Raw genomic sequence first — 25,911 nt, 5'->3', positions numbered from 1 at the left:
ATCCTCGCGTCGGCGATGACTTCAGTCACCCGGGGGTACCTGCATGGTGGTTGCACGCGCAAGGACGGGGAAGATTGACAAGGACGTAACAAATGCACGTTACGTTTGACCGCTTCGGGAGGAAATATCGTGGTTGACTGGCCGACCCCGCGGCGCATCGCCACCCTTTCGGTCCATACATCCCCCCTGGAACAGCCCGGCACCGGCGACGCCGGCGGCATGAACGTCTACATCGTCGAGGTGTCGAAGCGGCTGGCCCGCCTCGGCGTCGAGGTGGAGATCTTCACCCGGGCCACCCGCAGCGAGCTGCCCCCGGTCGTCGAGATGGCGCCCGGCGTGAGCGTCCGGCACGTCAGCGCCGGCCCGTTCGAGGGCCTCGCCAAGGAGGAGCTGCCCTCGCAGCTGTGTGCGTTCGCCAACGGCGTGCTGCGGGCCGAGGCCGCGCACCCGCCGGGCCGATACGACCTGATCCACTCGCACTACTGGCTCTCCGGGCAGGTGGGCTGGCTGGCGCGCGAGCGCTGGGGCGTGCCGCACGTGCACACCGCGCACACGCTGGCCAAGGTCAAGAACAGGCTGATCGCGGCCGGCGACCGGCCCGAGCCCAAGGCGCGGGTGATCGGCGAGGAGCAGGTGATCGCCGAGTCCGACCGGTTGGTGGCGAACACCCGCTTCGAGGCACAGGACCTGGTGGCGAACTACGACGCGTCGCCGTCCCGGACTGTCGTCGTCCAGCCCGGCGTCGACCTCGATCGCTTCCGGCCCGGCCGGTCGTCGCGGGCCCGGCTCGGGTTGCCCCCACGCGGGCGGATCGTCGCCTTCGTCGGCCGGATCCAGCCGCTGAAGGCGCCGGACGTGCTGATCGCGGCCCTGCCGTTCCTGCGCGACCCCGACACCACGCTGGTGATCTGCGGCGGTCCGAGCGGGAGCGGCCTCGACCGGCCGTCGGCGCTGATCGAGCTGGCCGCCTCGCTCGGGGTCACCGACCGGGTGTTGTTCCTGCCACCGCAGACCGGCGACGACCTGGCCGAGCTCTACCGGTGCGCCGACCTGGTGGCGGTGCCGTCGTACAACGAGTCGTTCGGGCTGGTCGCGCTGGAGGCGCAGGCGTGCGGGACGCCGGTGGTGGCGGCCGCGGTCGGCGGCCTGGTCACGGCGGTGCGGGACGGGGTGAGCGGGGTGCTGGTGGACGGGCATGATCCGCGGGCCTGGGCGCGGGCGCTCGACTCCCTGCTGGCGGCGCCGCGCCTGCGGGCCGCGCTGTCTCAGGGTGCGGTCGCGCACGCCGCGGGCTTCTCCTGGGACCGTACGGCCGAGGGCCTGCTGCGGGTCTACCGTGAGGTCGTGATGGAGCACCGGGCGATGATCACGGCGCGGCTCGAGGCGTACGCGTGGTGACCGCCCTGATCGAAAGGGTCCTGGCCGACCGCGACCTCGAGTGGGACAAAACCGGCGATTCGTCCTATGTGGTGACTCTCCCGGGCAGCCACAAGTTGAAGACGGCGTGCAACTTGATCGTCGGTTCGCACGCGTTGCGCATCGAGGCATTCGTGATGCGCCAGCCCGACGAGAATCGCGAGGAACTGTGGGCCTGGCTCCTGCGGCGCAATGCCCGGATGTACGGCGTCTCGTTCTCGATCGACGCCGCCGGTGACGTCTACCTCACCGGCCGGGTGTCGCTGAACGCCCTCGACGAGGACGAGCTGGACCGCCTCCTCGGCGCCGTCCTCACCTATGCCGACGAGTCCTTCGACACGATGCTGGAGATCGGTTTCGGAACCTCGATCCGCCGCGAGTGGGAGTGGCGGGTGAAGCGAGGCGAGTCGGTCGCCAACCTCCAGGCGTTCAAGCACCTGGCGCCGCCGAGCCCCGAGCCGAATTCCTAGTTGCCCGGAATGCCCCATGGGATTGCCCGATCGACCCGAGATCATCAAGTTGCTAGGGTCACCGGCGTAATCATGCGTCCGCACAAACCGGAGAATCTCCGATGAACGCGCGGTGTATGAGACCTCTCGCCGAGGTGTCGAGGGCCCGGACGTGCTACGGGTCACTCCGCCGATCGGCCATTTGTCGGTGACTGTGACGGTCCAGACAGATGGCAGACAGCCAACTGGCTTGTAAGGCTTGACCGGCCCAACTAGCGTAATCAATGGACGCCGAACCGTTAGTTCGGGGAACTGGTGATCAGCAATGATCACCGCGGTCGGCGTTTGGGGACGGGTGGCATATGCCGTTGGGGGACGGCGCGACCCGAGACCGGCGGTTACTGCGGGCGACGCCTATGGGGATGGGCGTCGTCCGCCGCCGCCGGCGCATTCTTTCCGGGCTTGTCGCCCGCACCGCTTCGCACCGCACCCGCGGCTTTCGCGGTGCTCCCGCGGCTCCCGCGTTCGCGGCCTTCGCGCGTTCGAGCCCTGGCGATCGTCCCGCGCCCGCGTCGCCTGGCGCCGGTCGGCGCTCACGCACCCGCCTCGCCCTGCGCCTGCCCGCGCCCGCATGTCCGGGCCGCGCCCGCACGTCTCCACCCGCGCGCCCGCATGTTCGCGCCCTCGCGCCCGCACGTCTCCGCCCGCGCGCCGCCTGTCCGGGCCCGCATGTCCGCGCCCGCGCCCGGCTCGCCTCTCGCGTCCGCATGCCCGCCCTCGCGCCCACGCACCCGCGTCGCCGCTCGCCAACCTCACCCCTCACGGCCGGCGTGCCCCCGCGCCGCAGCCTGCGCCCCGAAAAGCCAGGAGTCCCGAGCCGCGGCCCCCGCTCTCCCCTGCCAGCAAGCTTGATGTCTCCCCCAAGGGGAGAGTCAAGTCGCGACCCGCATTTCGTCAACGCGGGCGGTCAACCCCTGCCGGGCCTCACCGGCTCGCCGCATCCGGCAACGCCGTAGCCGCCGTCTCCGCGCGAATCGACGCCACGTGCCGCTCTCGGCTCGGTCCCGCCACGAGATGCAAAGCCGACGCAACAACACCAACCCCGGCGACCACCGCCCAGTGCGCGCTGCCCAGATACTGCAACCCGGCCCCGCCCAGGGCCGGCGCCAGGAACGACGCGGCCGGGTACGTCAGGTAGAACACCGCCTGGTAGCGACCGCGGAGGGCGGGCGGCGCCAGCTCGGAGTTGATCTCGGCGTTCGGGGGAGCGGCGAGCATGCTGCCCACGGTCCAGATCGCGGCCGCGGCCAGATATGCCGGCAGCCGGTCGGCCACGATCAGCACCGCGAAGCCGGCCGCCATCGCCGCCTGGGCGACCGCCAGCACGCGAGCCTTGCGGTGGCGGTCGATCAACCGGGGCACGAAGAGCTGCCCGAGCACGATCAGCGCGCCCGCCAACGCCGTCATCGTGCCGTACGCGGAGGGGCTCAGGCCGTCCGCGCGCATGGCCAGCGGCACGATCGTGCTCGTCTGCGTGTACAGCAGCGCCTGCAACAGGGTGAGACCGGCGAAGACGAGGAAGATCCGGTCGCTCAGCACGGTCCGCATGCCCCGCGTCTTAACCGCCACAAAGCCCGGGGCGGGCAGCGTCTCCGGCAGCTTCAGCGCGAACACCAGGCCGGCGATCAGCGACGAGAGGCCGTCCAGAAGGAACAGCCCGACGTAACTCCACTCCGCGAGCAGCCCGGCGACCAGCGAGGCCCCGGCGGTGCCGATGTTGAAGGCCCAGAACTCCAGGTTGAAAGCCCGGGACCGGCGCGCCGCCGGCACCATGTCGGTGATCGCGGCGACGAACGCCGGGCCCGGCATCGACTGGCCCAGCCCGAGAAGCGCGCACAGCACCGCGATCACCCACAGGTCGGTGGCCAGCGCGAGCGATCCCAATACCACGGCGCAGGCCAGGTGGGACCAGACCAGCGTGCGCCGGCGACCCCAGCGGTCGGCCAGCACCCCGCCGGCCAGGGTGCCGATCACCCCGCCGATGCCGTACGTCCCGACGACCAGCCCGGCGAGAGCCGCGCTCGCCCCGCGCTGGGCCGTCAGGTAGAGCGACAGGAACAGCACGGCGAAGCCGCCGACCCGGTTGATCAGCAGCCCGGCCCAGAGGTACCAGTACGTAGCGGGCAGTCCACCGGCCGTGTCCCGTAGCCAGCCGCGCACCCTGCCGTACCTCCGATAAGAAAGCTTCTTAACGATCGGCCTCGACGCTACTAGAAGTCAGCGGACGAGCCGGCACCGAGGGCGTGGCCAGCAGTTGCGCGATCCGGCGCTCCCGCCGCGGCCCGGTGATCAGATAACCGGCCGCGACCAGCGCGCACACCGCGAAACACCCGATCCACAGCGCGGCATCGCCGAGGTGCTCCTGCGTGAAACCGCCCACGATCGGCGCCAGCGCGGTCCCCGCCGACCAGTTCAGCGAGTTCAAGCCCTGATAACGGCCGCGCAGCGACGGCGGCGACAGCGCGGCGACCGTGGCGGCGTTGGACGGCGACTGCAGCATCTCGCCGATCGTCCAGATCACCACGGTCAGCGCGAAGAACCAGGCCGCGTCGGCGAACGCCACCAGCCCGAAGCCCACTCCCATGATCAGCGTGGCCAGCGCCAGCACCCGTGACCGGTCGAAACCCTCGATCAGCCGGGGCACGAACAGCTGGCCGAGCACGATCAGCACGCCGTTGACCGCGATCACCCAGCCATACGTCGCGGCCGGCAAGCCGTCGGCCTGCATCGCGATCGGCAACGTCGAGAGGTGCTGCATCATCACCATCACCGAGCCGAGGCTGATGACGAGATAGATCACGTACGTCCGATCGCGCAACGCCGTCCGCAGGCCACCGGTGGGCGGGCGTGCGGGCGACGAGGGCGGCGAGGACGGCGGCCGGGTCTCGGCCAGGAAGATCAGGCTGATCACCGCGGTGACCAGGGTGCTGCCCGCGTCGACGACGAACAGCAGCAGGTAGTCGGCCTTGGCGGCGAGACCGGCGCCGACGGCCGAGAGCGCGAACCCGAGATTGATCGCCCAGTAGTTGAGCGAGTAGGCCCGGACGCGGTCACGGTCCGGCACGACGTCGACCATCATGGCCGAGAAGGCCGGTCGCACGGCCTCGGTGACCACACCCATCAGGAAGGTCACGATCAAGATCTGCCAATAGGCGTACGCGAAACCGAGCGTGAGCATCAGCGCCGCCGCACCGAACTGGGCCGTCAGCATCGTCGGCCGCCGGCCCCACCGGTCGGCCAGCACCCCGCCGATCGTCGTCCCGATCGCGCCGCCGACGCCGTAGAGGCCGATCACGAGGCCGGCCTGGCTCTGCGTGAAGTGCCGCTCACCGGTCAGGTAGATGGCCAGGAAGATCACCACGAACGAGCCGAGGCGATTGATCAGCGTGCCGGCCCAGAGGAACCAGAACTGCCTGGGCAAACCGCCAGCGGCCTGCTGAAACCATCCCCGCACGTAGTCTCCCCGTAAGTGCTGTTCATGCTCCCTGCACTTACAACCTAAGGGCCGGGGCAAACGAGTTTCCACGTGGTGGTCGCCACTGACACCTCTGCGCCCGCGCCGATCTCGCCTGCGGCAGGATGGAGCGCATGACAGGGACTTTGGTGCTGCTGCGACACGGCAACAGCGAGTGGAACGCCAAGAACCTCTTCACCGGCTGGGTCGACGTCGACCTGGACGCCAAGGGTGAGGACGAGGCCCGGCGCGGCGGCGAGCTGCTGAAGGAGCGCGGTGTCCTGCCGGACGTCGTGCACACCAGCGTCCTGCGCCGCGCGATCCGGACCGCCGAGATCGCGCTGCACATCACCGACCGGCACTGGATCCCGGTGAAGCGGCACTGGCGGCTCAACGAGCGTCACTACGGCGCCCTGCAGGGCAAGGACAAGAAGCAGACCCTCGAGGCGTACGGCGAGGAGCAGTTCATGCTCTGGCGCCGGTCCTACGACGTACCGCCGCCGCCGATCGAGGCCGACTCCGAGTTCGCGCAGTTCGGCGACGCGCGCTACGCGGACCTCCCGCCCGAGCTCATGCCCAAGGCGGAGTGCCTCAAGGACGTGCTCGAGCGCGCGCTGCCGTACTGGTACGACGCGATCGTCCCCGACCTCGCCGCCGGCAAGACGGTGCTGGTGGCGGCGCACGGCAACTCGTTGCGCGCGATCGTGAAGCACCTCGACGGCGTCTCCGACGAGGCCATCGCGAAGCTGAACATCCCGACCGGCTTCCCGCTGCGCTACGACCTCGACGAGAACTTCCGGCCGACCAACCCGGGCGGCACCTACCTCGACCCGGAGGCGGCCAAGGAGGCCGCCGCCGCGGTCGCCAACCAGGGTCGATAAGCCCTTTCGAACACGAAGAAGGCCGGGACGCCCCCGTGGCGTCCCGGCCTTCTGCCCGACCCGGCGAGAAACTCAGCTCAGGTCGGTCGAAAGCTCCCCGGTGATCAGGTAGACCAGCTGCTCGCCCACGTTCACGGCGTGATCGGCGTACCGCTCGTAGAAGCGGCCCAGCAGCGCGCCGTCGATCGCGGTCTCGGCGCCGTACGGCCAGTCGTCGTCGAGCAGCACCTGGAACAGGCGCCGCTCGAGGCCGTCCATCTCGTCGTCCGCGCCCTCGAGCTTCGCCGCCTGCTCGGCATCGGGCTTGCCGAGCAGGGTCGCGATCTTCTCGGCCATCTGGTCGGCGACCTCGGCCATGCCCTGGAAGACCGGGCGCAGCTCGGCCGGCACGGCCGGCGACGGGTGCCGCCGCCGCGCGGTCTTGGCGACGTGCTCGGCCAGGTCGCCCATCCGCTCGAGGTCGGCCGAGATGTGCAGAGCGGTGATCACCATGCGCAGGTCCCCGGCGACCGGCGCCTGCCGCGCGATGGTGTCGGCGACCTTGGCCTCGACCTGCCCGTAGATCGCGTCGACCTCGACGTCCCGCTCGATGACCGACTCGGCGGCCTTGAGGTCGGCGGTGAGCAGCGCCGTGGTCGCCTTGCGCATGGCGGCGCGGACGGCCTCCGCCATGGTCACCAGCAGGCGGCTGACCTCGTTGAGATCTGCCTGGAACTCCTCGCGCATGTCCTCGTCCCGGGGGTGTCGGGGTCGCGCCGTTTGCCTGGTCGCGACCATGGGTGATGCCTAACCTAGGTCGGCCCGACTGCGGCAACGTGAACACCGATGAACGACGCCGGGCGCGGTGGTGAACATTATTCGACGCGCGCCCGGTATGTCCGGATCAACGTAGGAGTCAGGTAAACAATGACCCTACGATCGCAGCGTGGACTTGGCGTACAGCATCCTTCTCGCCCTGGTCGCGCTGGTCGTCGGCGTGGCCGCGGGAATGCTGTCCGCCCGCGCCCGCAGGTCGCCGGAGCAGGCCGGCATCACCGGCCCCCGGTCGGACGAGGGGGGACGCACCATCGAAACGGACGAGGAGTCGCCGGCCGGCAAGCAGGGCATGAAGGGGCTCGGCCGCAAGAGCCTCGACTCGCTGCGCGTCGGCGTGGTGGTCCTCGACCCCGAGGACCATCCGGTGCTGGTCAACCCGGCCGCCCGCGCCATGGGCCTGCTGCGTTCGGGTGGCGCGCCGGGCACGATCGCGGCGCACCCCATACTCCGTACGCTCGCCGGCCAGGTGCGACGCACCGGCGTGCGTCGCGAGGTCGAGCTCGACCTACCGCGCGGTCGCGCCGGTGGCGCCCAGGCCCCGCTCGGCCTGCACCTGCGCGCCGTCGCGCTCAACGCGACCCACGTGGCCATCGAGGCCGCCGACGTCACCGAGGCGCACCGGCTGGCCCGGGTCCGCCGCGACTTCGTGGCCAACGTCAGCCACGAGCTGAAGACCCCGATCGGCGCGCTGCAGCTGCTGGCCGAGGCGCTGCTGGACGCGACCGAGCTGTCCGCCTCGGAGATGAAGCCCGACGACGAGCGAGCGGAAGACCTCGTCGCCGCCCGCCGTTTCGCCGAGCGGATCCACCACGAGTCGGCCCGGATGGGCCGGCTGGTCAACGAGCTGCTCGAGCTCACCCGCCTGCAGGGCGCCGAGCCGCTGCCCACGCCCGAGCCGGTCTCGGTCGACTGGGTGATCGCCGAGGTCATCGACCGCACCCGGACGACGGCGTCGGCGAAGAGCATCGAGGTCACCTACGCCGGTCCCAAGGGCGCGACCGTGTACGGCAGCGACAGCCAGGTCGCGACCGCGGTGACGAACCTCGTCGAGAACGCGATCGCGTACTCGGGCGAGGACACGACCGTGTGCCTCACGCTGCGTCAGGACGAGCACTGGGTCGAGATCGACGTCGCGGACCAGGGCATCGGCATCGCCCCGCACGACGTCGACCGGATCTTCGAGCGGTTCTACCGGGCCGACCAGGCCCGGTCCCGCTCGACCGGCGGCACCGGCCTGGGCCTGGCCATCGTCAAGCACATCGCCACCAACCACGGCGGCCGGGTCGACGTGACCAGCACGCTCGGCGACGGCTCGACGTTCACCCTGCGCCTACCGGCGCGACCCCCCGAAGCCCCATTGCCGTTACCGGCGGCAATTGAGATCGAGTCCGGTGCGGCCGGGCGCTAGCTCCCGGAGTCCGGAAGATGGAAGGAACCACATTGGCCCGCGTGCTCGTGGTCGAGGATGAGGAGTCGTTCTCCGACGCCCTGTCGTACATGCTGCGCAAGGAGGGCTTCGAGGTCTCGGTCGCGCCGACCGGCACCTCGGCGCTCACGCAGTTCGACCGGACCGGCGCCGACATCGTCCTGCTCGACCTCATGCTTCCGGAGATGTCCGGCACCGAGGTCTGCCGTCAGCTGCGTCAGCGCTCCGCCGTCCCGATCATCATGGTCACCGCCCGGGACAGCGAGATCGACAAGGTGGTCGGCCTGGAGATCGGCGCCGACGACTACGTGACCAAGCCGTACTCGCCCCGCGAGCTGGTCGCCCGCATCCGCGCCGTGCTGCGCCGCCAGAGCACCGAGGCGGCCGAGGTGTCGACGCCGACGCTGGCCGCCGGCCCGGTCCGGATGGACGTCGAGCGCCACGTCGTCACCGTCGACGGCTCCGGCGTACAGCTGCCGCTCAAGGAGTTCGAGCTGCTCGAGCTGCTGCTGCGCAACGCCGGCCGGGTGCTGACCCGGGGCCAGCTGATCGACCGAGTCTGGGGCGCCGACTACGTCGGCGACACCAAGACCCTCGACGTCCACGTGAAGCGCCTGCGCTCCAAGGTAGAGCCGGAGCCGTCCGCGCCGCGCTACATCGTCACGGTGCGCGGCCTCGGCTACAAGTTCGAGCCGTAGGCCGGCCGGTTCAGTAGTTCGCCAGATCCCGCACGATCGGCCCGTCCACCGGCACGCGCCGCCACCACCAGGCCCGCCCACTCAGGTCGACATCGGCGATACGGGCCATCTTGCCGTCCGGGTCGTCGGCGGTGAACGAGCTGAAGCGCTCGTCCACCCCGGCGACCCAGTCCGCGAGCCGCTGCCTCAGCGGACCGGGTAGCGCGGTGAGGGCCTGCTCGACGAAGTCGCGGATGTGGAGAGCGGCGGCGAGATCGTGCTCGTTCCCGACGCTGTGGTCCTCCCAGGGAAGAGCCCGGTCCGTATCGATCTTCCGCACGTGGCTCGCCCACGCGGAGATCAGGTCGATGGCGTCCAGCTCTGTGCTCTCGCCGAGCACCACGGGATGTGCGGCGATCTCGGCGACCTCCGCCGCCGAAAGCAGTTCGCGCATGTCCGGCATCAACCGCGTGCGGACCTCGGGGACGCCGGCTCGCGGCCGCCGCGCTGGTTGTGGGTGGTCGCGGCCGCGGTGGCCGGGTGGATCGCGATCAGGCCCGACTTCTGGCGGGCCGCGCACAGCTCGGCCAGCTTGTCGTAGGCCGCCTTGCCGACCAGGGCGGTCAGCTCCGGCCCGTACGTGATGTACATGGGGTCGCTGCCGACGTGGGCCTCGGGGGAGGACGTGCACCACCAGTCGAGGTCGGCGCCGCCCGGGCCCCAGCCGCGGCGGTCGAACTCGGTCAGCGTCGACTGCAGGAGCTTGGTGCCGTCGGGGCGCTTGATCCAATCCTGCTCGCGGCGGACCGGGAGCTGCCAGCACACGTCCGGCTTGTAGACCAGCGGGTGTACGCCGTCGCGCAGAGCCTGGGCGTGCAGGGCGCACCCGCCGCCGCCCGCGAAGTCGGCGTCGTTCAGGAAGACGCAGGGGCCGTCCTCGGTGCGGATCGCGGTGCGGCGGGCCGGGTTCGAGCCGTCGACCGTATCCATCTCCGTGTAGTTCTTGAAGCCCTTGCGGTAGTGCTGCCACGTCGCCGGGGTGAGCTTGGCCGCGGCCGCCTTGACCCGGTTCTCGTCGTCGGCGTCGGTGAAGAAGGCGCCGTGGGTGCAGCAGCCCTCATGCGCGCGCCCGGCCACGATGCCGTGGCAGGCCGACCCGAAGACGCACGTCCATCGGGACAGCAGCCAGGTGAGGTCGGCGCGGATGAGGTGCTGCTCGTCGTCCGGGTCGAGGAACTCGATCCACTCGCGAGGGAAATCGAGGCCGACCTCGGCGGGGATCTGGTCACGGCGGGTCACTTGCGACAGCGTACGCGTGCAGGTGACTAACGCCGCGTCGCCGCCCGGTATGACCGCATATACCCGCCCGTGCGGAGGGCGTGTGCGACAAACGGGTCTACCCTTTACCTCGTGAAGTCCCGCGTCCCCGTGCTTCTGTCCAGTTCCTCGGTCTTCCCCGAACCGACCGCGGCCGCCTTCGAGATGGCCGCCACCGTGGGCTACGACGGCCTCGAAGTCATGGTCTGGACGGACCGTGTCAGCCAGGACGCCGGCGCGCTCACGGGCCTGGCCGAGCACTACGACGTCCCGGTCCTGTCGGTGCACGCGCCGTGCCTGCTGGTGACCCAGCGGGTGTGGAGCTCCGACCCGTGGGAGCGGCTGACCCGGGCCGCCGAGCTGGCCGAGACCCTGGGCGCGCCCACCGTGGTCGTGCACCCGCCGTTCACCTGGCAGCGTGACTACGCGCGCAACTTCGCATCCGGCCTGGTCAAGGTGCAGCAGCGGCATCCCGGCCTGAACTTCGCGATCGAGAACATGTTCCCGGTGAAGATGGCCGGCCGCTGGTTCGTGCCGTACACGCCGGGCTGGGATCCGACCGAGACCGGCTTCGACGCGTACACGCTGGATCTGTCGCATTGCGCGGCGTCCCGGATCGACTCGCTCGCGATGATGCACAAGATGGGCGCCGGCCTCAAGCACGTGCACCTGGGCGACGGCACCGGCGAGGGCCGCGACGAGCACCTGGTGCCGGGCCGGGGCAACCAGCCGTGCGCCGAGGTGCTGCGGTCGCTGGTGGCTAGCGGGTTCACCGGTTCGGTCGCGCTCGAGGTCTCCACCCGGCGAGCGGCGAGCCGGGCCGCGCGCGAGGCCGACCTGCGCGAGTCGCTCGAGTTCGCCCGGCGCCACCTGGCCCCCGCGTCGTCAGCCGCGCCGGCCGTTACGCGGGCGTGAGGTTGGCGGCGCGCTTGCGGGCGCGGTGCGCGGCCACGTGCGAGCGCGTCGCACAGCGCTCCGAGCAGAAGCGCCGGCAGTTGTTGGAGGACGTGTCGAGGTAGACATTCCCGCAGCGTTCGTCGGCGCAGATGCCGAAGCGGGCGCTGCCGTACTCGCAGAGCCAGACGGACAGGCCCCACACCGCGCCGGCCAGGAACTCGGCGCTGACCGAGGCGCCCCGGCTCGTGACGTGCATGTGCCAGTCGCTGGCGTCGTGCCCGGAGATGCGCGGCTGCACCGGGAACGTCTCGAGCAGAGAGTTGAGCTCGTTGACCGCCTCACCGTCGCGGCCCGTGGTGCCGAGCTCGAAGACCTCGCGCAACCGTCGCTGGGCGCGGCGGAACACACCGAGGTCCTTCTCGGTGACCTCCTGCGCCATCCAGGTCTGGTCGTGGGCGAACAGGGCGCGCATCCCGGCCACGTCGCCAAGGTCCGCGTTGACGAGGTCGACCGCGGTGCGTGCGTACGCATCGAAGTTCACCCGACAACGGTAGCCGCACCGCGCGCCGACGGACACGGTTGCCGCGACCGGTGCAGTTTCTGGCGATACCCTCGGCGCATGCTCCGTTCCGTCTTCCTGGCCGCCGCGGGCTCGTCCCGCCTGGGGCGGCTGGTCTCCTCGGCATCTCTCAGCAGGACCGTGGCCCGCCATTTCGTTCCCGGCGACGACGTCGACGGCGCTCTCGCCGCGGCGCGCGAGCTGGCCGACGACGGCCTGTCGATCACGCTGGACCACCTGGCCTCCGAGACACTGACGGCGGACGAGGCAAAAGCCACCCGCGATGAGTACGTCACCCTTCTGGGCCGGTTGGCGGCGGCCGGCCTGACCCCGGCCGCCGAGGTGAGCGTCAAGCTGTCGGCGCTGGGCCAGCGGATCGACGAGAAGATGGCCGCCGAGTACGCGGAAGCGGTGTGCGCGGCCGCGGCCGAGGCCGGCACCTCGGTGACCCTGGACGCCGAGGATCACACGACCACCGACTCGACCCTGGAGATCCTGACGGCGCTCCGGAAGGACTATCCGTCGACGGGGGCGGTGCTGCAGGCGTACCTGCGCCGCACCGAGGGCGACTGCCGGGAGCTCGCGACGCCGGGGTCCCGGGTGCGGCTGTGCAAGGGTGCGTACGCCGAGCCCGAGTCCGTGGCCTTCCAAGATGCCCTGGACATCGACAAATCGTTCGTCCGCTGCCTGAACATCCTGATGTCCGGCGACGGCTACCCGATGGTCGCGACCCACGACCCGCGGCTCATCGCGATCGCCGAGGACCGCGCCCGCTGGTTCGACCGGTCGGCCGAGGAGTTCGAGTTCCAGATGCTCTACGGCATGCGCACCGAGGAGCAGGCCCGGCTCGCGGCCGGCGGCAACATCGTGCGGGTCTACCTGCCGTACGGCACGCAGTGGTACGGCTACCTGATGCGCCGGCTCGCCGAGCGACCATCGACGGCGACCTTGTTCGGCCGGGCACTCGCCGACAGAAAGTAGGCCTTTCGGGCGAAAACCCCACAGATCCGGCGTGTCGGCCTTGACTTTTTATGGCCATTTCACGGAACGCATCGCGTCGGTCACAGCCGTATCGATAACGTTCTGATGACACGCACGTAAGCCGCCGCGTCGCGAAGCCTGTCCGGTCGCGGCGACCGTGCCTGCGAAAGGATCGGTGCGAGGGATGACGGGTCCAGCCCAGACCGAGGAACGGCTCTCGGAGGTGCGGTTCCTGACCGTGGCCGAGGTGGCCGCTCTGATGCGGGTCTCCAAGATGACCGTCTACCGGCTGGTGCACGGCGGCGATCTGACCGCCGTCCGGGTCGGCCGGTCGTTCCGCGTGCCCGAGCACGCGGTGCACGACTACCTGCGGGGCGCCTTCTCACAAACCGCCTGAGGTGTGGGGCCGTTTTGGCTACGCCCCGACCGGGCCGGTACGCTGGTGCGGTTGGTTCCCCGGTCCGCCGTCCGCCGCTGCTTCGCGCGGCGATAAGACGGTGATACGGCCGGGACGCCGTCCAGATCGGATGCGCGCGTGCCGGTGGGCACCGTGGGTCCGAGCCACATGGTTTCGAGAGGCAAATTCGTATGGGCTCCGTGGTCAAGAAGCGCCGCAAGCGTATGGCGAAGAAGAAGCACCGCAAGCTGCTGCGCAAGACCCGCGTCCAGCGTCGCCGTCTCGGCAAGTGATGACCGGCCGGGCCTGATGTCCCGGCCGTTCCGCACTTGCCGCACGAGGTCGGCCGAAACCACCATGCCGGCCTAAACAACGCCGCCTCGAGAGGTGCGCCTGTGGTGACCTCACCGCCCCGTGTCGTCGTGGTGACCGGCGTGAGCCGGCCGCTCGGCGCACGGGTGGCCGCCCGCCTCGCCGCCGATCCGCGCATCGAGCGAGTCGTCGGTCTGGATCCGCATGAGCCGCCGCCGGCGCTGCGTGCCGTGCTGGCCGATGTCGAGTTGATCCGGGCCGACGCCCGTGCCGCGTCCGGCGCGTTCGTCGACCTCGGCGCCGAGGCCGTCGTCCACATGGCCGTCAGCAGCGCGCCCGACGCGCAGCACGGTGGCCGTCAGGCGATGAAAGAGCAGAACGTCATCGGCACGATGCAGCTGCTCGCCGCCGCCCAGGGCGCTCCGGGTCTGCGCAAGCTGGTCGTGCGCTCGTCGACGGCCGCCTACGGCGCCTCGTTCCGCGATCCGGCGGTCTTCACCGAGGACACCGAGCCCCGGGCGGTTCCGCGTGGCTCGTTCGCGCGCGACATTCTCGACATCGAGGGTTACGTACGCGGTTTCCGTCGCCGCCGTCCCGAGGTCTCGGCGACCGTGCTCCGCTTCGCACCCTTCATCGGCTCCGAAGCGCACACGACGCTGACCCGGCTCTTCGCCCAGCCGCTGGTGCCGACCGTCTTCGGCCGCGACGCCCGGTTGCAGTTCGTGCACGTCGACGACGCGCTCGAGGTCCTCTACCGATCGGTCATCGAGGACCACCCGGGCACCTTCAACGTCGCCGGCGCCGGCGTGCTCGCGCTCTCCCAGGCCGTACGCCGGGCCGGTCGCCTCCCGCTGCCGGTGCCCGAGGGCACGCTCTCCACGGTGCTCGCCCTGGCCCGCAATGTCGGGATCGGTGAGATCGGCCTCGACCAGATCGACCTGTTCGTGCACGGCCGCGTGGTCGACACCGGCCGCCTGGTCCGCGAGTTCGGGTTCACCCCGCGCGACACCGCGACCGCCTTCGATGACTTCATCAAGGCCCACGCCAACGGCTCGTCGCTGACCGCCGACCGGCTCGCCGCCGCCGAGCAGGCCATCCTCGACGGCGTCCGCCGCCTCCGCACGGCGATGGCCGAGAGCGCCACCACACGGGCGGGGAAGGTGGACCGGTCCGGCAACGCCGTCCACGCCCAACGGTCGAACAGCGCCGCCCGCACGGTGAAGGCCGCCGAGAAATCGTCCGCCGGGGGCGAGGCTTCGTGAGCCAGCACGAGTACCGTGACATGCTGCCCGGCCACGCCGACTTCACGCTGCCCAAGCCGGCCGAACCGGTCCGGGTCAACGGCCGGCGGCCGATCCCGGAGGTGCCGCAGATGAACGGTCATGCGGAGCCCGCGCCGGACGAGCAGAGCCGGCCCGACGAGACGCCCCTGTTCGAGGAGCGGGTCGACCCGATCGACGTGTGGGACCAGCGGGTCGCCGCCGGTCTGGCCTTCCTGCGGCGCCGGCTGGCCGGGGCGTACGAGGTCGATGACTTCGGTTTTGATCGTGAGCTCACCGACGCCGTCTTCCATCCGCTGCTCCGCGTGCTCTACCGCGACTGGTTCCGCACCGAGGTCTTCGGCATCGACAACGTGCCGGCCGACGGCGGTGGCCTGGTGGTCGGCAACCACTCGGGCACGCTGGCGCTCGACGCGCTGATGCTCTCGGTGGCGATCCGCGACCAGACGCCCAAGGCGCGGCACCTGCGGTTGCTCGGCGCCGATCTGGTGTTCCGCATGCCGTTCGTCAGCGAGCTGGCCCGCAAGTCGGGCGCGACCGTGGCCTGCAACCCCGACGCCGAGCGGCTGATGAGCCAGGGTGACCTGGTCGGCGTCTTCCCCGAGGGCTTCAAGGGCATCGGCAAGCGCTTCGCCGACCGCTACAAGCTGCAGCGATTCGGCCGCGGCGGCTTCGTTTCGGCCGCCCTGCGCACCGGCACCCCGATCGTCCCGGTGGCGATCGTCGGGGCCGAGGAGATCTACCCGATCCTGGCCGACGTCAAGCCGCTGGCCCGTCTGCTCGGCGTTCCGTACTTCCCGGTCACGCCGACCTTCCCGTGGCTCGGGCCGCTCGGTCTGATCCCGTTGCCGAGCAAATGGATGATCCAGTTCTGCCCGCCGATCCCGACCGCGCACCTCACCGACTACGCCGACGACCCGATGGTCGTCTACAACCTCGCCGACCAGGTGCGCGAGACGATCCAGGCCACGCTGCTGGAGCTGCTGGAGAAACGCCCGGACCCGTTCGGCATCTGATGTTGCTGGAGGGGCGGGTGAAATCCGCCTATAGTGACGGATGAGGGGCGGTCCGGTAACTCCCGGCAACCGCCCCTCGCCACGTTCTCAACCCGTACGTCAGCTGCCCTGCCCGAAGAGCTCCCCGAGCAGGCCACCGAGCCCGCCGCTGCTGCTGCCGTCGCCGGTGTCACCCGGGTTGTCGGTCACCGGTGACTCCGAGGTCAGCGGCGTCCCACCGAGCGGGGCCAGCCCGGGCGGGGCCGAGCTCCCGGCGGTGTCCGGCCGGTCGGCGACGTCCGAGGTGGCCGTCGGCTCGGCGGCCGGGTCCGTCCGCTCCGGCTTGACCTTCGACTCGCGCGGGTCACGGGTGGTCACCTTGCCGCTCCGGCCGTTGGGCCGCGCGCTGCCGGTGCCAGAGGCGGTGGTGGTGCAGTCGCGCAGCTTCGGCCCGAGCGCGTCCGAGCCGGCCGACAGCACCGAGGTGCAGTTCAGCCCGGCCCGCAGGTCGTCGGTGCGCCGGTTGACCGCGTCCAGGAGCGACAGCGACGACTGCGCCCGCTCCTGGTTGGCCGGGCCGAGCCGGCCGAGCACCGGCGCCAGCGTCTGACGCTGCCTCGCGACGAAGGCGTCGACGGTGGTGAGCGGCTTGGCGTCGCGGTGGGCGACGGCCGAGGTGTTGAGCAGGCGTACGCCCTTGCGGGTGTCCGCGTCCATGTCATCCAGCACACCACCGAAGCCGGCGTCGTCGCCGGACATGGCGGCGGCCTCGGCCAGGCGCGTCCTGGCGAAGTCCAGCGACAGCTGACCCCGGCTGACGTCGGAGCCGGCCATGGCCAGCTGTGCGCGCTCGGTCGAGCGCTTGACCCCGTACAGCGCGTCGCCCGGCGACGCGTTCTCGCTTGCGGCGGAGATGCCGGACACCGCCATGGCGCCGGCGGCGACCCCGATCACGATCGCCCCCCGTGCCCGGATCCGGCGGCCACCCCGGCCGCTGACCAGGCCGCGCAGGCCGGCCCGGCCCGCTGCGGCCGGTTCGGAGACCGGCTCCGCCGCGACGGCGGTGGCGGTACGGCCGATGCCGTCCCGCTCGGCGGTGGCGACCAGCATGGCTCGCAGGCCCACGCGGAACTCGGGATCGACCTGGATCCCGGGCTTGGCCGCTTTGAGGCTGGAACCGATGGCGACCAGTTCGGCGAGCTGCTCGTCGGCCGGTACGTGGCTGTGGTGCCGCCGTACGCCGGAGGGCTGCTCGTCGAGAAGCTCCGCGAAGCGCTCGGCGCTCCGCCGGTCCAGGAAATCGAAGTTCACCGCGGGCACCTCCCCTCGCTCGTGACTGTCTCGTCGGCAGCGTCGCCGACGGTCGCGACAAAGCCGGGGGCCGCCAGGGCCGCCCGGGGTCGCACCCGGACAAACGCGTGACACTCGCCCCCGGTTACGGGGCCGAACGGCCGGTCATGTGCTACGGAGATCGACATGTGCGGCGCCCGGGTCACCACTGGAACCCTTCGGGCAACAGCCGGGCGAGCGCCCGGACGGCCCGGTACTGGAGGGCCTTGATGGCGCCCTCGTTCTTCCCCATGGTCTGCGCGGTCTCGGCCACCGAGAAGCCCTGGAGGAAGCGCAGCACGATGCACTCCTGCTGCTCCGGGTTGAGCTGCTTGACCGCGGTGAGCAGCGCCACGTTGGTGATGTGGTCGACGACGGCCGACTCCGGGCTGCCCTCGGGACCGCGGTCCTCGCGGTCGGCGTCCAGGACGTCCCCGGTGGTCACCTCGAGGCGGTAGCGGCCGGACTTGAAGTGGTCGGCGACCAGGTTGCGGGCGATCGTGACGAGCCAGGCGCCCAGGTCGCGGCCCTGCCAGGTGAAGCTGCCGATCCGCTTGAGCGCGCGCAGGAACGTGTCCGAGGTCAGGTCCTCGGCCAGCTGGCGGTTGCCGACCCGGAAGTAGACGAACCGGAAGACGGTGTCCACGTACCGGTCGTAGATCAGGCCGAACGCCTCGGCCTCGCCCGCCTGCGCCCGCTCGACCAGCGCCCACACCTCGGCGGCGGCGTCGCCCGGGTCGGGGCGGGCCGGGTACTTCGGCGGTTCGCTCTCGCTCGGCGGCCCGGAGGTGCTCTGCGACGGGACGACCACGGTCAGGTCGTTGGACGGGCTCTCCGGCAGATTGCTGCGCTGCCCGGCGGTCGGCTGGGCGGGCATCGCGGGCCGGCCCGGCACCGCGACCCGGCCGCCGCCCGTCAAACCGCCATTGGGGAGCGGCTTGGCGTTATTGGTCGGGGGGATCCGGACGCCGGGCGACTCGTTGACGTGCCGGCGGTTGCTGGTCCGCTTGGCGCCCTCACCGCGGATCGTGTTCGTGATCATGGAGTCGATGGACTGCCGCAGGGCGCTCAGACCCTTCGGAAAGGCCAGGTGGTACGGGTCCCCGGCGTACACATGACTCACTGCGCCTCCTCAACCCGGCGGGCCCGTTCCGACTGCAGTTCCGTCCCGCCAGACGTGGAAGTGCAGTAATTCCGTGCTTTTTGTGGCACAGCGGCCTCCTCGGGATGAGGGGTGATCACTCATAGCAAAACGGGTGGGGCGACCCGCAAAACGCCGGATCCGCCTCACCCAGGGCTGTGGAGTCCGTTACTCAGACGCGAAGTATCACGGACTCCGAACACACGGAGTCGCACACCGTGTGCGCTGCGCAAAAATAGTACGAAGTGGCGCAGACAAGACACAAGCAACATCTGCCACGATGGTGGACACGTTGGAGCAGGCGACGGACAGACTGTCCGCTGTCCCCTTCACGGCACCTTGTGCCAAACTCGCGGTCGTGGATTCGAAGGTTGCCGCCGCCGCCCGAAACCGCCCGGACCACCCCGCGCTGATCACCGCGAGCACCACGCTGACCTGGGCCGAGCTCGATCGGCGGGTCGACGCGGCGTCCCGGCGGCTGGTGATGCTGGCCCGGCCCGGCGAGCGGGTCGCGATCGTGCTCGGCAACTCGATCGAGTTCGTGGTGACGTACCTGGGCGTGTTGCGGGCCGGGCGGGTCGCCGTGCCGCTCAACCCCGGCTACACCGCCGACGAGCTCGAGTACGTGATCGGCGACGCCCGGGCCGCGGTCGTGGTGGGCGAGCGGGCCACGGCGGCCAAACTTCGGTCGCCGACGCCGCCGTGCGTACCGCCGGATCTCGCCGGACCCACCGGTGACCTGCCGGAAGTCGCCCCCGAAAATCTCGCCGTGCTGCTCTACACCTCGGGCACGAGCGGGCGGCCGAAGGGCGCGATGCTGACCCACGCCGCCCTCGCCGCCAACCACGAGCAGCTGGACGCGATCGAGCCGCCGGTGGTCGGTCCCGACGACGTGGTGCTGCTGGCGATGCCACTTTTTCACGCGTACGGGCTCAACACCGGCCTCGGCACGGTGGTGCACCACGGCTCGACCGGCGTCCTGATCGACCGGTTCGACCCCGCCGCGTCACTCAGCGTCATCGCGGAGCATGCGGTCACCGTGACGGTCGGGGTTCCGCAGATGTACGCGGCGTGGTCGCAACAGCCGTCGGTGCGGTCCGCCCTGGGCAGCGTCCGCACGGCCGTGTGCGGGGCGGCACCGCTCTCGCCGGACGAGGCCGCCCGGTTCACCGCCGCCACCGGGAAGACGATCATCATCGGGTACGGGCTGACCGAGACCGCCCCGGTGCTCACCACCACGGCCGTCAGCGACCGGACCAAGACGGGCTCGATCGGGCGCCCCTTGCCCGGCGTCGCGCTCCGCCTGCGTACGGCCGCGGGTGATGTCCTCTGGGAAGACGGCACCGCATCGCCGGAGGAGGATTTGGCGGAGCTCGACCTGTCGGTCGCCGACTCCGCGGGCACCGACCCGGGCGAGATCGTGGTGCGGGGGGCCAACCTGTTCGCCGGCTACTGGCCCGACGGCGAGGGCGGCCCCGACGTCGACGGCTGGTGGGCCACCGGCGACGTGGCCTACGCGGACGGCGACGGCGACCTGCACCTGGTCGACCGGATCGGCGAGCTGATCCTGGTCAACGGCTTCAACGTCTACCCGGCCGAGATCGAGCGGGTGCTCGACGCGCACCCGGGAGTGGCCGAGTCGGCGGTCGTCGGCGTGCCCGACGACGACTCCGGGCAACGTCCCCACGCGTACGTGGTGAGCGCTCTTGATCCGGCTCCCACGCCGGCCGAGCTCCAGGTCTTCTGCGCCGGGCAGCTCGCCCGTTTCAAGCTGCCGAGCATCGAGCTGGTGCGTGAGCTTCCGCACTCGGTGATCGGCAAGGTCCGCAAGAGGGAGATCACGTCGTGACCGAGCCGAACCGGGTCGTCCTGATCAGCCGGGACGGCTGCCACCTGTGCGAGGACGCCGAGGCGGCGCTCGACCGCATCGTTCCCGGCGCCTGGACCAGGGTCGACGTCGACTCCGACGTCGAGCTCGAGCGCGACTACGGCGACCGGGTGCCGGTGGTGCTGCTGGACGGCGCCGAGCACGGCTACTGGCGGGTCGAGGAGGCCCGGCTGCTGCGGGATTTGGCGCGACAGCCGGGAGAGCCCCGCATATAGGTTGTCTGCCGTGACACGCACTCACCTTGTCTGGGACTGGAACGGCACCCTGCTCGACGACCTCAGCCTGGTCGTCTCCTCGACCAACGAAGCGTTCGCCGCGGTGGGAGGCCGCGCGGTCGACCCCGACGAGCACCGCGCGCGGTTCCGCCGGCCGGTCGCCGAGTTCTACGCCGAGATCCTCGGGCGGGCGGTCGACGAGGAGGAGTTCGGCGAGCTCGACCGGATCTTCCACGACGCGTACCGGCTGGGCCTGACCGACATGACGCTGGCGCACGACGCGATGACCGCGATCAAGTCGTGGCCCGGCTCGCAGTCGCTGCTGTCCATGTGGTTCCACAGTGAGCTGGTGCCGGCCGTCGAGACGTACGGCCTGGGCGGCGTCTTCACCCGGGTGGACGGGCTGCGCACCGAGGTCGGCGGCCACCTCAAGGCCGGTCATCTGGCCCGCCACCTGGCCGAGCTCGGTGTCGACGGATCGCAGGCCGTGCTGATCGGCGACTCGCTCGACGACGCGGCCGCGGCCGACTCGGTGGGCGCCGCGATCGTGCTCTACAGCGGCGGCTTCACCCACCCCGACCGGCTGCGCGCGTCGGGCCGTCCGGTAGCCGACACCCTCGTGGACGCGGTGACGACAGCCCGGTCGTTGTAGCGGGGTGGCCGGTCGGCCGGATCAGCGGGCATACTTTGAGGGCGGGATCCACTAGCACGCATAGTGGATCTTTGTCCATTCGTACGACCAAGATCGCGATTTGTGCACGCCTTCACAAGCGCCTACTCTGTGACTTCAGAGCCCGATATCACAGCCGGTCGAGCCGGGCGTTAGAGGGCTCGCACCAGGTTCGACACCTCGTCGGCACGGAGTCAGATGAGTCAGCAGCGTCACGGAAGCACGCCCGGCAGCGGTTCGGGCCAGGTCCCGGCCTTCCCGGATCTCCCGGAGGCGACGATCGCCCGGCTGCCCGAGTACCTTCGCGCACTGCACAACCTCGGCGAGGGCGGATCGGACACGATCTCCAGCGAGGGTCTGGCCGCGGCCGCCGGGGTGAACTCGGCCAAGCTCCGCAAGGATCTCTCGCACCTCGGGTCGTACGGCACGCGCGGCGTCGGTTACGACGTCGCCCTGCTGATCGAGCAGATCGAGTTCGTGCTCGGCCTCGACCAGCGCCGGGCCGTCTGCCTGGTCGGTGTCGGTAACCTCGGCCACGCGCTGGCCGGTTACGACGGCTTCGCGAGCCGGGGCTTCAAGATCGTCGCGCTGTTCGACGCCGACGAGGCGAAGGTCGGCGAGGTGATACACGGCCTGACCGTGCGGCACATCGACGAGCTGGGCCAGGTCGCGGTCGAGGAGAGCATCGCGATCGGCGTCATCGCCACCCCGGCCGGCGCCGCCCAGGCCGTCGCCGACGAGCTGGTGGCGGCCGGTGTGACCAGCATCCTGAACTTCGCTCCGTGCGTGCTCTCGGTGCCGGCGAACGTCGACGTGCGCAAGGTCGACCTCGCGATCGAGCTGCAGATCCTCTCATTCCACGAGCACCGCAAGGCGTCGCTGACCGCGTTGCCGGGCGGCCGTTCCGCCACGGGGGCGGGCAACCAGGAGGCGGTCGGGTCGTGAACCTGCTCAGCGTCGGTGCGTCCTATCGCACCGCCGACGTCAGCACGCTGGAACGGCTCACCATCGCGGAGGAGTCCGTTCCCGCGCTTCTGCAGAAGCTCGTCAGCCAGCCCTACATCGGCGAGGCCGTGGTGCTGTCCACCTGCAACCGGGTGGAGATCTACGCGGCCGTGACCGGCTTCCACGGCGGACTCGGCGACGTCTGCAACGTGCTCGCCGGGGTCTCCGGCATCCCGGCCACCGAGCTGGCCGGGCACCTTTACGTGCACTACGACGAGGCGGCGGTGCTGCACTCGTTCCGGGTGTCGTCGGGGCTCGACTCGATGGTGGTCGGTGAGGCCCAGATCCTCGGGCAGCTGCGCGACGCGTACCACGCGGCGACCGAGGCCGACACCGCCGGGCGCCTGCTCCACGAGCTCATGCAGCAGGCGCTGCGGGTGGGCAAGCGGGCGCACGCCGAGACCGGCATCGACAAGGCCGGCCAGAGCGTGGTCACGGCCGCGCTCGAGGTGGCGTCGGCCGAGCTGGGCGACCTGGACGGCCGGTCGGCGCTGGTGATCGGGGCGGGCGCGATGGGCGCGCTGACGGTGGCCACGCTGACCCGGGCCGGCATCGGCCCGGTGCGCATCACCAACCGGAGCGCGGCGCGGGCCGATCGCCTGGCCGAGGCGTACGGCGCGGTGGCCGTGCCGTTCGAGCAGCTGGATGCCGCTCTGCGCGACGCCGACCTGGTCATCTCCGCCACCGCGGCGGCCGAGCCGGTCCTGACCCGGGACCGTCTGGTCGCGGCCGGGCCGCTGGTCGTGCTCGACCTGGCCGTCCCGCGCGACGTCGCCCCCGACGCGGCCGGCCTGCCCGGCGTCACCGTGATCGACATCGACAGCCTGGCCGCCTCCCGGCGCGCGATGCCGGCCGCGGCCGACACCGCCGCCGTCGAGCAGATCGTGACCGCGGAGGTCGAGCACTTCCTCGCCTGGCTGCGCGGCGCCGACATCGCGCCGACCGTGGCCGCGCTGCGGACCCGCGCCGAGGACGTGGTGGCGGCGGAGCTGCGCAAGCTCTACGGCAAGCGATCGGAATTCACCGATGAGCAGCGCGCGGACGTTTCCCGTACGCTGCATCGGGTCGTTCAGCAGCTGCTGCACTCGCCGACCGTCCGGGTGCGTCAGCTCGCCGCCGAACCGGGCGGCGATCAGTACGCGGCTCTGCTGCGGGAGCTGTTCGACCTCGACGTTCCCCACGCCACCCAGGCTGACGCCGTACCGGAGATCGGAGGAAAAGCGTGAGCGCGCCACTACGTCTTGGCACGCGGGGCAGCGCACTGGCCATCGCCCAGTCGCAGCTGACCGCCGACGCGCTGACCGCGGCCACCGGTCGGCCGGTCGAGCTGGTCCGGATCGTCACCTCCGGCGACCGCTCCAGCGCCCCGGTCGCTCAGCTCGGCGTGGGTGTCTTCGTCTCGGCCCTGCGTGACGCGCTGCTGGCCGGCGAGATCGACTTCGCCGTCCACTCGTACAAGGACCTGCCCACCGCGGTGCCCGCGGGGCTCTACATCGCGGCCGTCCCGCCCCGGGAGGACCCCCGTGACGTGCTGATCGCCAAGGGCGACCGGACGCTGGCCGAGCTGCCGCCGGGCTCCGTGATCGGCACCGGCGCGGTGCGCCGAATCGCGCAACTGCATGCTTTGGGCCTAGAGTTGCAGGTCACGCCGATCCGCGGGAACGTCGACAGCCGGATCGCCCGGGTCCGCGGGCCCGAGGCCGATCTGGACGCCGTCGTCCTCGCCCGGGCCGGCGTGGCTCGTCTCGGCCGCACCGCCGAGATCACCGAAACGCTCGACCCGATGCTCATGCTGCCCGCCCCGGCTCAGGGCGCGCTGGCGGTGGAGTGCCGGGCCGACTCCGACCTGGTCGAGCTGCTGGCCGCGCTCGACCATGCACCGTCCCGCGCCGCCGTCGTGGCGGAGCGGGCGATGCTGGCCACGCTCGAGGCCGGGTGCTCCGCCCCGGTCGCGGCACATGCCGAGCTCGCCGAGGGCGAGACCGGCGACGAGATCTACCTGCGCGGTGCGGTGATCAGCCCGGATGGGTCCCGAGCCATCCGCCTGTCGCGCACCGGAACGCCCGCCGACGCGGCGGAGATCGGCAAGGCGCTCGCCGCCGATCTCCTCGATGCCGGCGCCGATACCCTGATGGGGAGCACAGAATGACCACCCGCACCGCCCGCAAGCCAGCAGGCCGCATCGCTTTCGTCGGGGCCGGCCCCGGCGACCCGGAGCTGCTGACCCGTCGCGCGCACGCCGCGCTCACCGACGCCGACCAGGTGGTGTACGACCGGGGAGTCCCCGACTCCCTGCTGTCCGCGATCAAGGCGGAGGCCAAGGCGGACGCGCAGTTCAGCCCGGCCGAGGGAGCGCCCGGCGACGTCGCCAAGGTGCTGCTCTCCGCGGCCAAGTCCGGTCTGTCCGCCGTGCACCTGGTGGCCGGCGACCCCTTCGGCCACGACTCCGTGGTCAAGGAGGTGCAGGCCGTCGCCCGTACCGCCGTGCACTTCGAGGTCGTGCCCGGCATCGGCCAGGCCGAGGGCGTCGCGACGTACGCCGGCGTGCCGCTGCCCGCGGTGCGCACCACAGCCGACGTCGGCGACGTGGCCGCGCTCGACTTCGACGCGCTGGCGGCCGCCGCGCGCAAGGGCTCGTTCGCCGTGGCGGTCGACGCCGGTGACCTGGCCGCCGTGCGTGACGGCCTGCTCGCCTCCGGCGTGGAGCCGGGCACCCCGGTCGCGGTGACCGGTGACGGCACCGGCGAGACGCAGTACACGACCGCCTCGACCGTCGACAGCTTCGTCGCCGCGGCGCTCGGCTTCACCGGCCGGGTGGTGCTGACGGTCGGCGCCGACGTGGCCGAGCGCGACGGCCTGAGCTGGTGGGAGAACCGCCCGCTGTACGGCTGGAAGGTGCTCGTGCCGCGGACCAAGGAGCAGGCCGGGGCGATGAGCGCGCGGCTGCGGGCGTACGGCGCGATCCCGTGCGAGGTGCCGACCATCGCGGTCGAGCCGCCGCGCACCCCCGCGCAGATGGAGCGCGCGGTCAAGGGCCTGGTCGACGGCCGGTACGCCTGGGTGGTCTTCACCTCGGTCAACGCCGTCCGCGCGGTCTGGGAGAAGTTCGACGAGCACGGCCTCGACGCCCGGCACTTCGGCGGCGTCAAGATCGCGTGCATCGGCCAGGCCACGGCCGACGCGGTCCGGGCGTTCGGCATCCAGCCCGAGCTGATCCCGGCCGGCGAGCAGTCGAGCGAGGGCCTGCTGGCCGAGTTCTCCCCGCACGACGAGATCCTCGACCCGGTCGGCCGGGTGCTGCTGCCCCGCGCCGACATCGCCACCGAGACCCTCGCGGCCGGGCTCATCGAGCGCGGCTGGGAGGTCGACGATGTGACGGCGTACCGGACCGTCCGCGCGGCCCCGCCGCCGGCCGAGATCCGCGACGCCATCAAGTCGGGTGGCTTCGACGCGGTGCTCTTCACCTCGTCCTCGACCGTACGCAACCTGGTCGGCATCGCCGGCAAGCCGCACGCCCGCACGGTCGTCGCGGTGATCGGCCCGAAGACCGCCGAGACCGCGACCGAGTTCGGCCTGCGCGTCGACGTCCAGCCCCAGCACGCTTCCGTGCCGGACCTGGTCGAGGCGCTCGCGTCGTACGCGATCGAGCTGCGCGAGAAGCTGGCCGCGATGCCGGCCAAGCAGCGCCGCGGCTCCAAGGTTCAGGGACCTACCGCTCTGCGCTTCCGTTAATCGTTTGGAGCCGT

General features: G+C 71.3%; 24 protein-coding genes and 2 pseudogenes. 18 read left to right on the top strand and 8 right to left on the bottom strand.

The genetic code is table 11. The features are described 5' to 3' along the window. The first annotated feature begins 129 nt into the window (after window positions 1–129). The gene (gene mshA, locus ACQP2F_RS43485; protein ID WP_433298442.1) at window positions 130–1,398 is read left to right on the top strand and encodes a D-inositol-3-phosphate glycosyltransferase; all 1,269 of its coding nucleotides are present in this window, start codon (window positions 130–132) and stop codon (window positions 1,396–1,398) included. Beyond that, window positions 1,392–1,886 carry a YbjN domain-containing protein gene (locus ACQP2F_RS43480; RefSeq protein WP_433298440.1) on the top strand — a complete coding sequence of 165 codons (495 nt, stop codon included), beginning with the start codon at window positions 1,392–1,394 and terminating at the stop codon, window positions 1,884–1,886. The genes mshA and ACQP2F_RS43480 overlap by 7 nt, the downstream gene beginning before the upstream one ends. A 963-nt stretch (window positions 1,887–2,849) precedes the next feature. On the opposite strand, the gene ACQP2F_RS43475 is transcribed toward ACQP2F_RS43480, so the two are convergent. Together ACQP2F_RS43475 and ACQP2F_RS43470 are read right to left on the bottom strand one after the other, a co-directional pair. After that, on the bottom strand, window positions 2,850–4,085 hold the full coding sequence (locus tag ACQP2F_RS43475; protein WP_433298438.1) for an MFS transporter: 1,236 nt from the start codon (window positions 4,083–4,085) through the stop codon (window positions 2,850–2,852). 28 nt (window positions 4,086–4,113) lie between these two features. Next, a complete protein-coding gene (locus ACQP2F_RS43470) occupies window positions 4,114–5,379 on the bottom strand; it encodes an MDR family MFS transporter (RefSeq protein ID WP_433298436.1) in 1,266 nt (421 codons plus the stop codon). A 134-nt stretch (window positions 5,380–5,513) separates the two neighbouring features. Between ACQP2F_RS43470 and ACQP2F_RS43465 the strand changes: the two genes are divergently transcribed. Beyond that, on the top strand, window positions 5,514–6,260 hold the full coding sequence (locus ACQP2F_RS43465; RefSeq protein WP_433298434.1) for a phosphoglyceromutase: 747 nt from the start codon (window positions 5,514–5,516) through the stop codon (window positions 6,258–6,260). Window positions 6,261–6,332: 72 nt separating this feature from the next. Here the strand turns inward: ACQP2F_RS43465 and phoU are convergent, their stop codons facing one another. Then, window positions 6,333–6,986, bottom strand: coding sequence for a phosphate signaling complex protein PhoU (gene phoU / locus ACQP2F_RS43460; RefSeq protein WP_433298432.1), 654 nt, complete (start codon window positions 6,984–6,986; stop codon window positions 6,333–6,335). Between the two features lie 262 nt (window positions 6,987–7,248). Between phoU and ACQP2F_RS43455 the strand changes: the two genes are divergently transcribed. Both ACQP2F_RS43455 and ACQP2F_RS43450 read left to right on the top strand, forming a co-directional pair. Beyond that, complete coding sequence (locus ACQP2F_RS43455; RefSeq protein WP_433307861.1) at window positions 7,249–8,484, top strand: sensor histidine kinase; 1,236 nt, start codon at window positions 7,249–7,251, stop codon at window positions 8,482–8,484. 32 nt (window positions 8,485–8,516) lie between these two features. Beyond that, window positions 8,517–9,200 carry a response regulator gene (locus ACQP2F_RS43450; protein WP_433298430.1) on the top strand — a complete coding sequence of 228 codons (684 nt, stop codon included), beginning with the start codon at window positions 8,517–8,519 and terminating at the stop codon, window positions 9,198–9,200. Window positions 9,201–9,210: 10 nt separating this feature from the next. Here ACQP2F_RS43450 and ACQP2F_RS43445 read toward each other — a convergent pair whose 3' ends face one another. Continuing rightward, window positions 9,211–9,633: a hypothetical protein gene (locus tag ACQP2F_RS43445; RefSeq protein WP_433298428.1), complete on the bottom strand. Its 423-nt coding sequence runs from the start codon at window positions 9,631–9,633 to the stop codon at window positions 9,211–9,213. Between the two features lie 8 nt (window positions 9,634–9,641). Further along, the gene (locus ACQP2F_RS43440) at window positions 9,642–10,478 is read right to left on the bottom strand and encodes a hypothetical protein (protein WP_433298426.1); all 837 of its coding nucleotides are present in this window, start codon (window positions 10,476–10,478) and stop codon (window positions 9,642–9,644) included. A gap of 111 nt (window positions 10,479–10,589) precedes the next feature. On the opposite strand from ACQP2F_RS43440, the gene ACQP2F_RS43435 reads away from it, so the two are divergent. Continuing rightward, window positions 10,590–11,411, top strand: coding sequence for a sugar phosphate isomerase/epimerase family protein (locus tag ACQP2F_RS43435; RefSeq protein WP_433298424.1), 822 nt, complete (start codon window positions 10,590–10,592; stop codon window positions 11,409–11,411). Here ACQP2F_RS43435 and ACQP2F_RS43430 read toward each other — a convergent pair. Next, entirely contained in the window at window positions 11,398–11,934 is a 537-nt protein-coding gene (locus ACQP2F_RS43430; RefSeq protein WP_433298420.1) for a CGNR zinc finger domain-containing protein, read from the bottom strand. The two genes, ACQP2F_RS43435 and ACQP2F_RS43430, sit on opposite strands and share 14 nt — an antisense overlap. 78 nt (window positions 11,935–12,012) lie before the next feature. On the opposite strand from ACQP2F_RS43430, the gene ACQP2F_RS43425 reads away from it, so the two are divergent. From ACQP2F_RS43425 to ACQP2F_RS43405, 5 genes and pseudogenes are all read left to right on the top strand, one after another. Next, window positions 12,013–12,933 (top strand): proline dehydrogenase family protein, encoded by a 921-nt coding sequence (locus ACQP2F_RS43425; RefSeq protein ID WP_433298418.1) that lies wholly within the window; start codon window positions 12,013–12,015, stop codon window positions 12,931–12,933. Between the two features lie 184 nt (window positions 12,934–13,117). Further along, entirely contained in the window at window positions 13,118–13,330 is a 213-nt protein-coding gene (locus ACQP2F_RS43420; RefSeq protein WP_020512985.1) for a helix-turn-helix domain-containing protein, read from the top strand. Between the two features lie 191 nt (window positions 13,331–13,521). After that, the gene (locus ACQP2F_RS43415) at window positions 13,522–13,623 is read left to right on the top strand and encodes a 30S ribosomal protein bS22 (RefSeq protein WP_007465623.1); all 102 of its coding nucleotides are present in this window, start codon (window positions 13,522–13,524) and stop codon (window positions 13,621–13,623) included. Between the two features lie 102 nt (window positions 13,624–13,725). Continuing rightward, window positions 13,726–14,775: pseudogene (locus ACQP2F_RS43410) on the top strand (NAD-dependent epimerase/dehydratase family protein); the annotation flags it as partial. Between the two features lie 125 nt (window positions 14,776–14,900). Beyond that, window positions 14,901–15,938, top strand: a complete 1,038-nt coding sequence (locus tag ACQP2F_RS43405) for a lysophospholipid acyltransferase family protein (RefSeq protein WP_433298415.1) — start codon at window positions 14,901–14,903, stop codon at window positions 15,936–15,938. A 402-nt stretch (window positions 15,939–16,340) separates the two neighbouring features. Here ACQP2F_RS43405 and ACQP2F_RS43400 read toward each other — a convergent pair. Together ACQP2F_RS43400 and ACQP2F_RS43395 are read right to left on the bottom strand one after the other, a co-directional pair. Next, window positions 16,341–17,228: pseudogene (locus ACQP2F_RS43400) on the bottom strand (DUF5667 domain-containing protein); the annotation flags it as partial. 181 nt (window positions 17,229–17,409) lie between these two features. Continuing rightward, window positions 17,410–18,288, bottom strand: coding sequence for an ECF subfamily RNA polymerase sigma factor, BldN family (locus tag ACQP2F_RS43395; RefSeq protein WP_433307859.1), 879 nt, complete (start codon window positions 18,286–18,288; stop codon window positions 17,410–17,412). A 457-nt stretch (window positions 18,289–18,745) separates the two neighbouring features. Between ACQP2F_RS43395 and ACQP2F_RS43390 the strand changes: the two genes are divergently transcribed. The 7 genes from ACQP2F_RS43390 (at window position 18,746) to ACQP2F_RS43360 (ending at window position 25,897) form a co-directional block, all read left to right on the top strand. Beyond that, the gene (locus ACQP2F_RS43390) at window positions 18,746–20,236 is read left to right on the top strand and encodes an AMP-binding protein (RefSeq protein ID WP_433298413.1); all 1,491 of its coding nucleotides are present in this window, start codon (window positions 18,746–18,748) and stop codon (window positions 20,234–20,236) included. After that, complete coding sequence (locus tag ACQP2F_RS43385; RefSeq protein ID WP_433298411.1) at window positions 20,233–20,490, top strand: glutaredoxin family protein; 258 nt, start codon at window positions 20,233–20,235, stop codon at window positions 20,488–20,490. Before ACQP2F_RS43390 ends, ACQP2F_RS43385 begins: the two co-directional genes overlap by 4 nt. 10 nt (window positions 20,491–20,500) lie before the next feature. After that, window positions 20,501–21,142, top strand: a complete 642-nt coding sequence (locus ACQP2F_RS43380; RefSeq protein ID WP_433298409.1) for an HAD family hydrolase — start codon at window positions 20,501–20,503, stop codon at window positions 21,140–21,142. A 216-nt stretch (window positions 21,143–21,358) separates the two neighbouring features. Next, entirely contained in the window at window positions 21,359–22,105 is a 747-nt protein-coding gene (locus ACQP2F_RS43375; protein ID WP_433298407.1) for a redox-sensing transcriptional repressor Rex, read from the top strand. Then, window positions 22,102–23,391, top strand: coding sequence for a glutamyl-tRNA reductase (locus ACQP2F_RS43370; RefSeq protein ID WP_433298405.1), 1,290 nt, complete (start codon window positions 22,102–22,104; stop codon window positions 23,389–23,391). Before ACQP2F_RS43375 ends, ACQP2F_RS43370 begins: the two co-directional genes overlap by 4 nt. Continuing rightward, window positions 23,388–24,314, top strand: a complete 927-nt coding sequence (hemC, locus tag ACQP2F_RS43365; RefSeq protein ID WP_433298403.1) for a hydroxymethylbilane synthase — start codon at window positions 23,388–23,390, stop codon at window positions 24,312–24,314. Before ACQP2F_RS43370 ends, hemC begins: the two co-directional genes overlap by 4 nt. Further along, entirely contained in the window at window positions 24,311–25,897 is a 1,587-nt protein-coding gene (locus ACQP2F_RS43360) for a uroporphyrinogen-III synthase (protein ID WP_433298401.1), read from the top strand. The genes hemC and ACQP2F_RS43360 overlap by 4 nt, the downstream gene beginning before the upstream one ends. Window positions 25,898–25,911: the final 14 nt, after the last annotated feature.

It is taken from the genome of Actinoplanes sp. CA-030573 (genome assembly GCF_050951115.1).
Lineage (GTDB): Bacteria > Actinomycetota > Actinomycetes > Mycobacteriales > Micromonosporaceae > Actinoplanes.
Note: the sequence above shows the minus strand (reverse complement) of the source record. Positions and strands in the feature narration are given on the sequence as shown.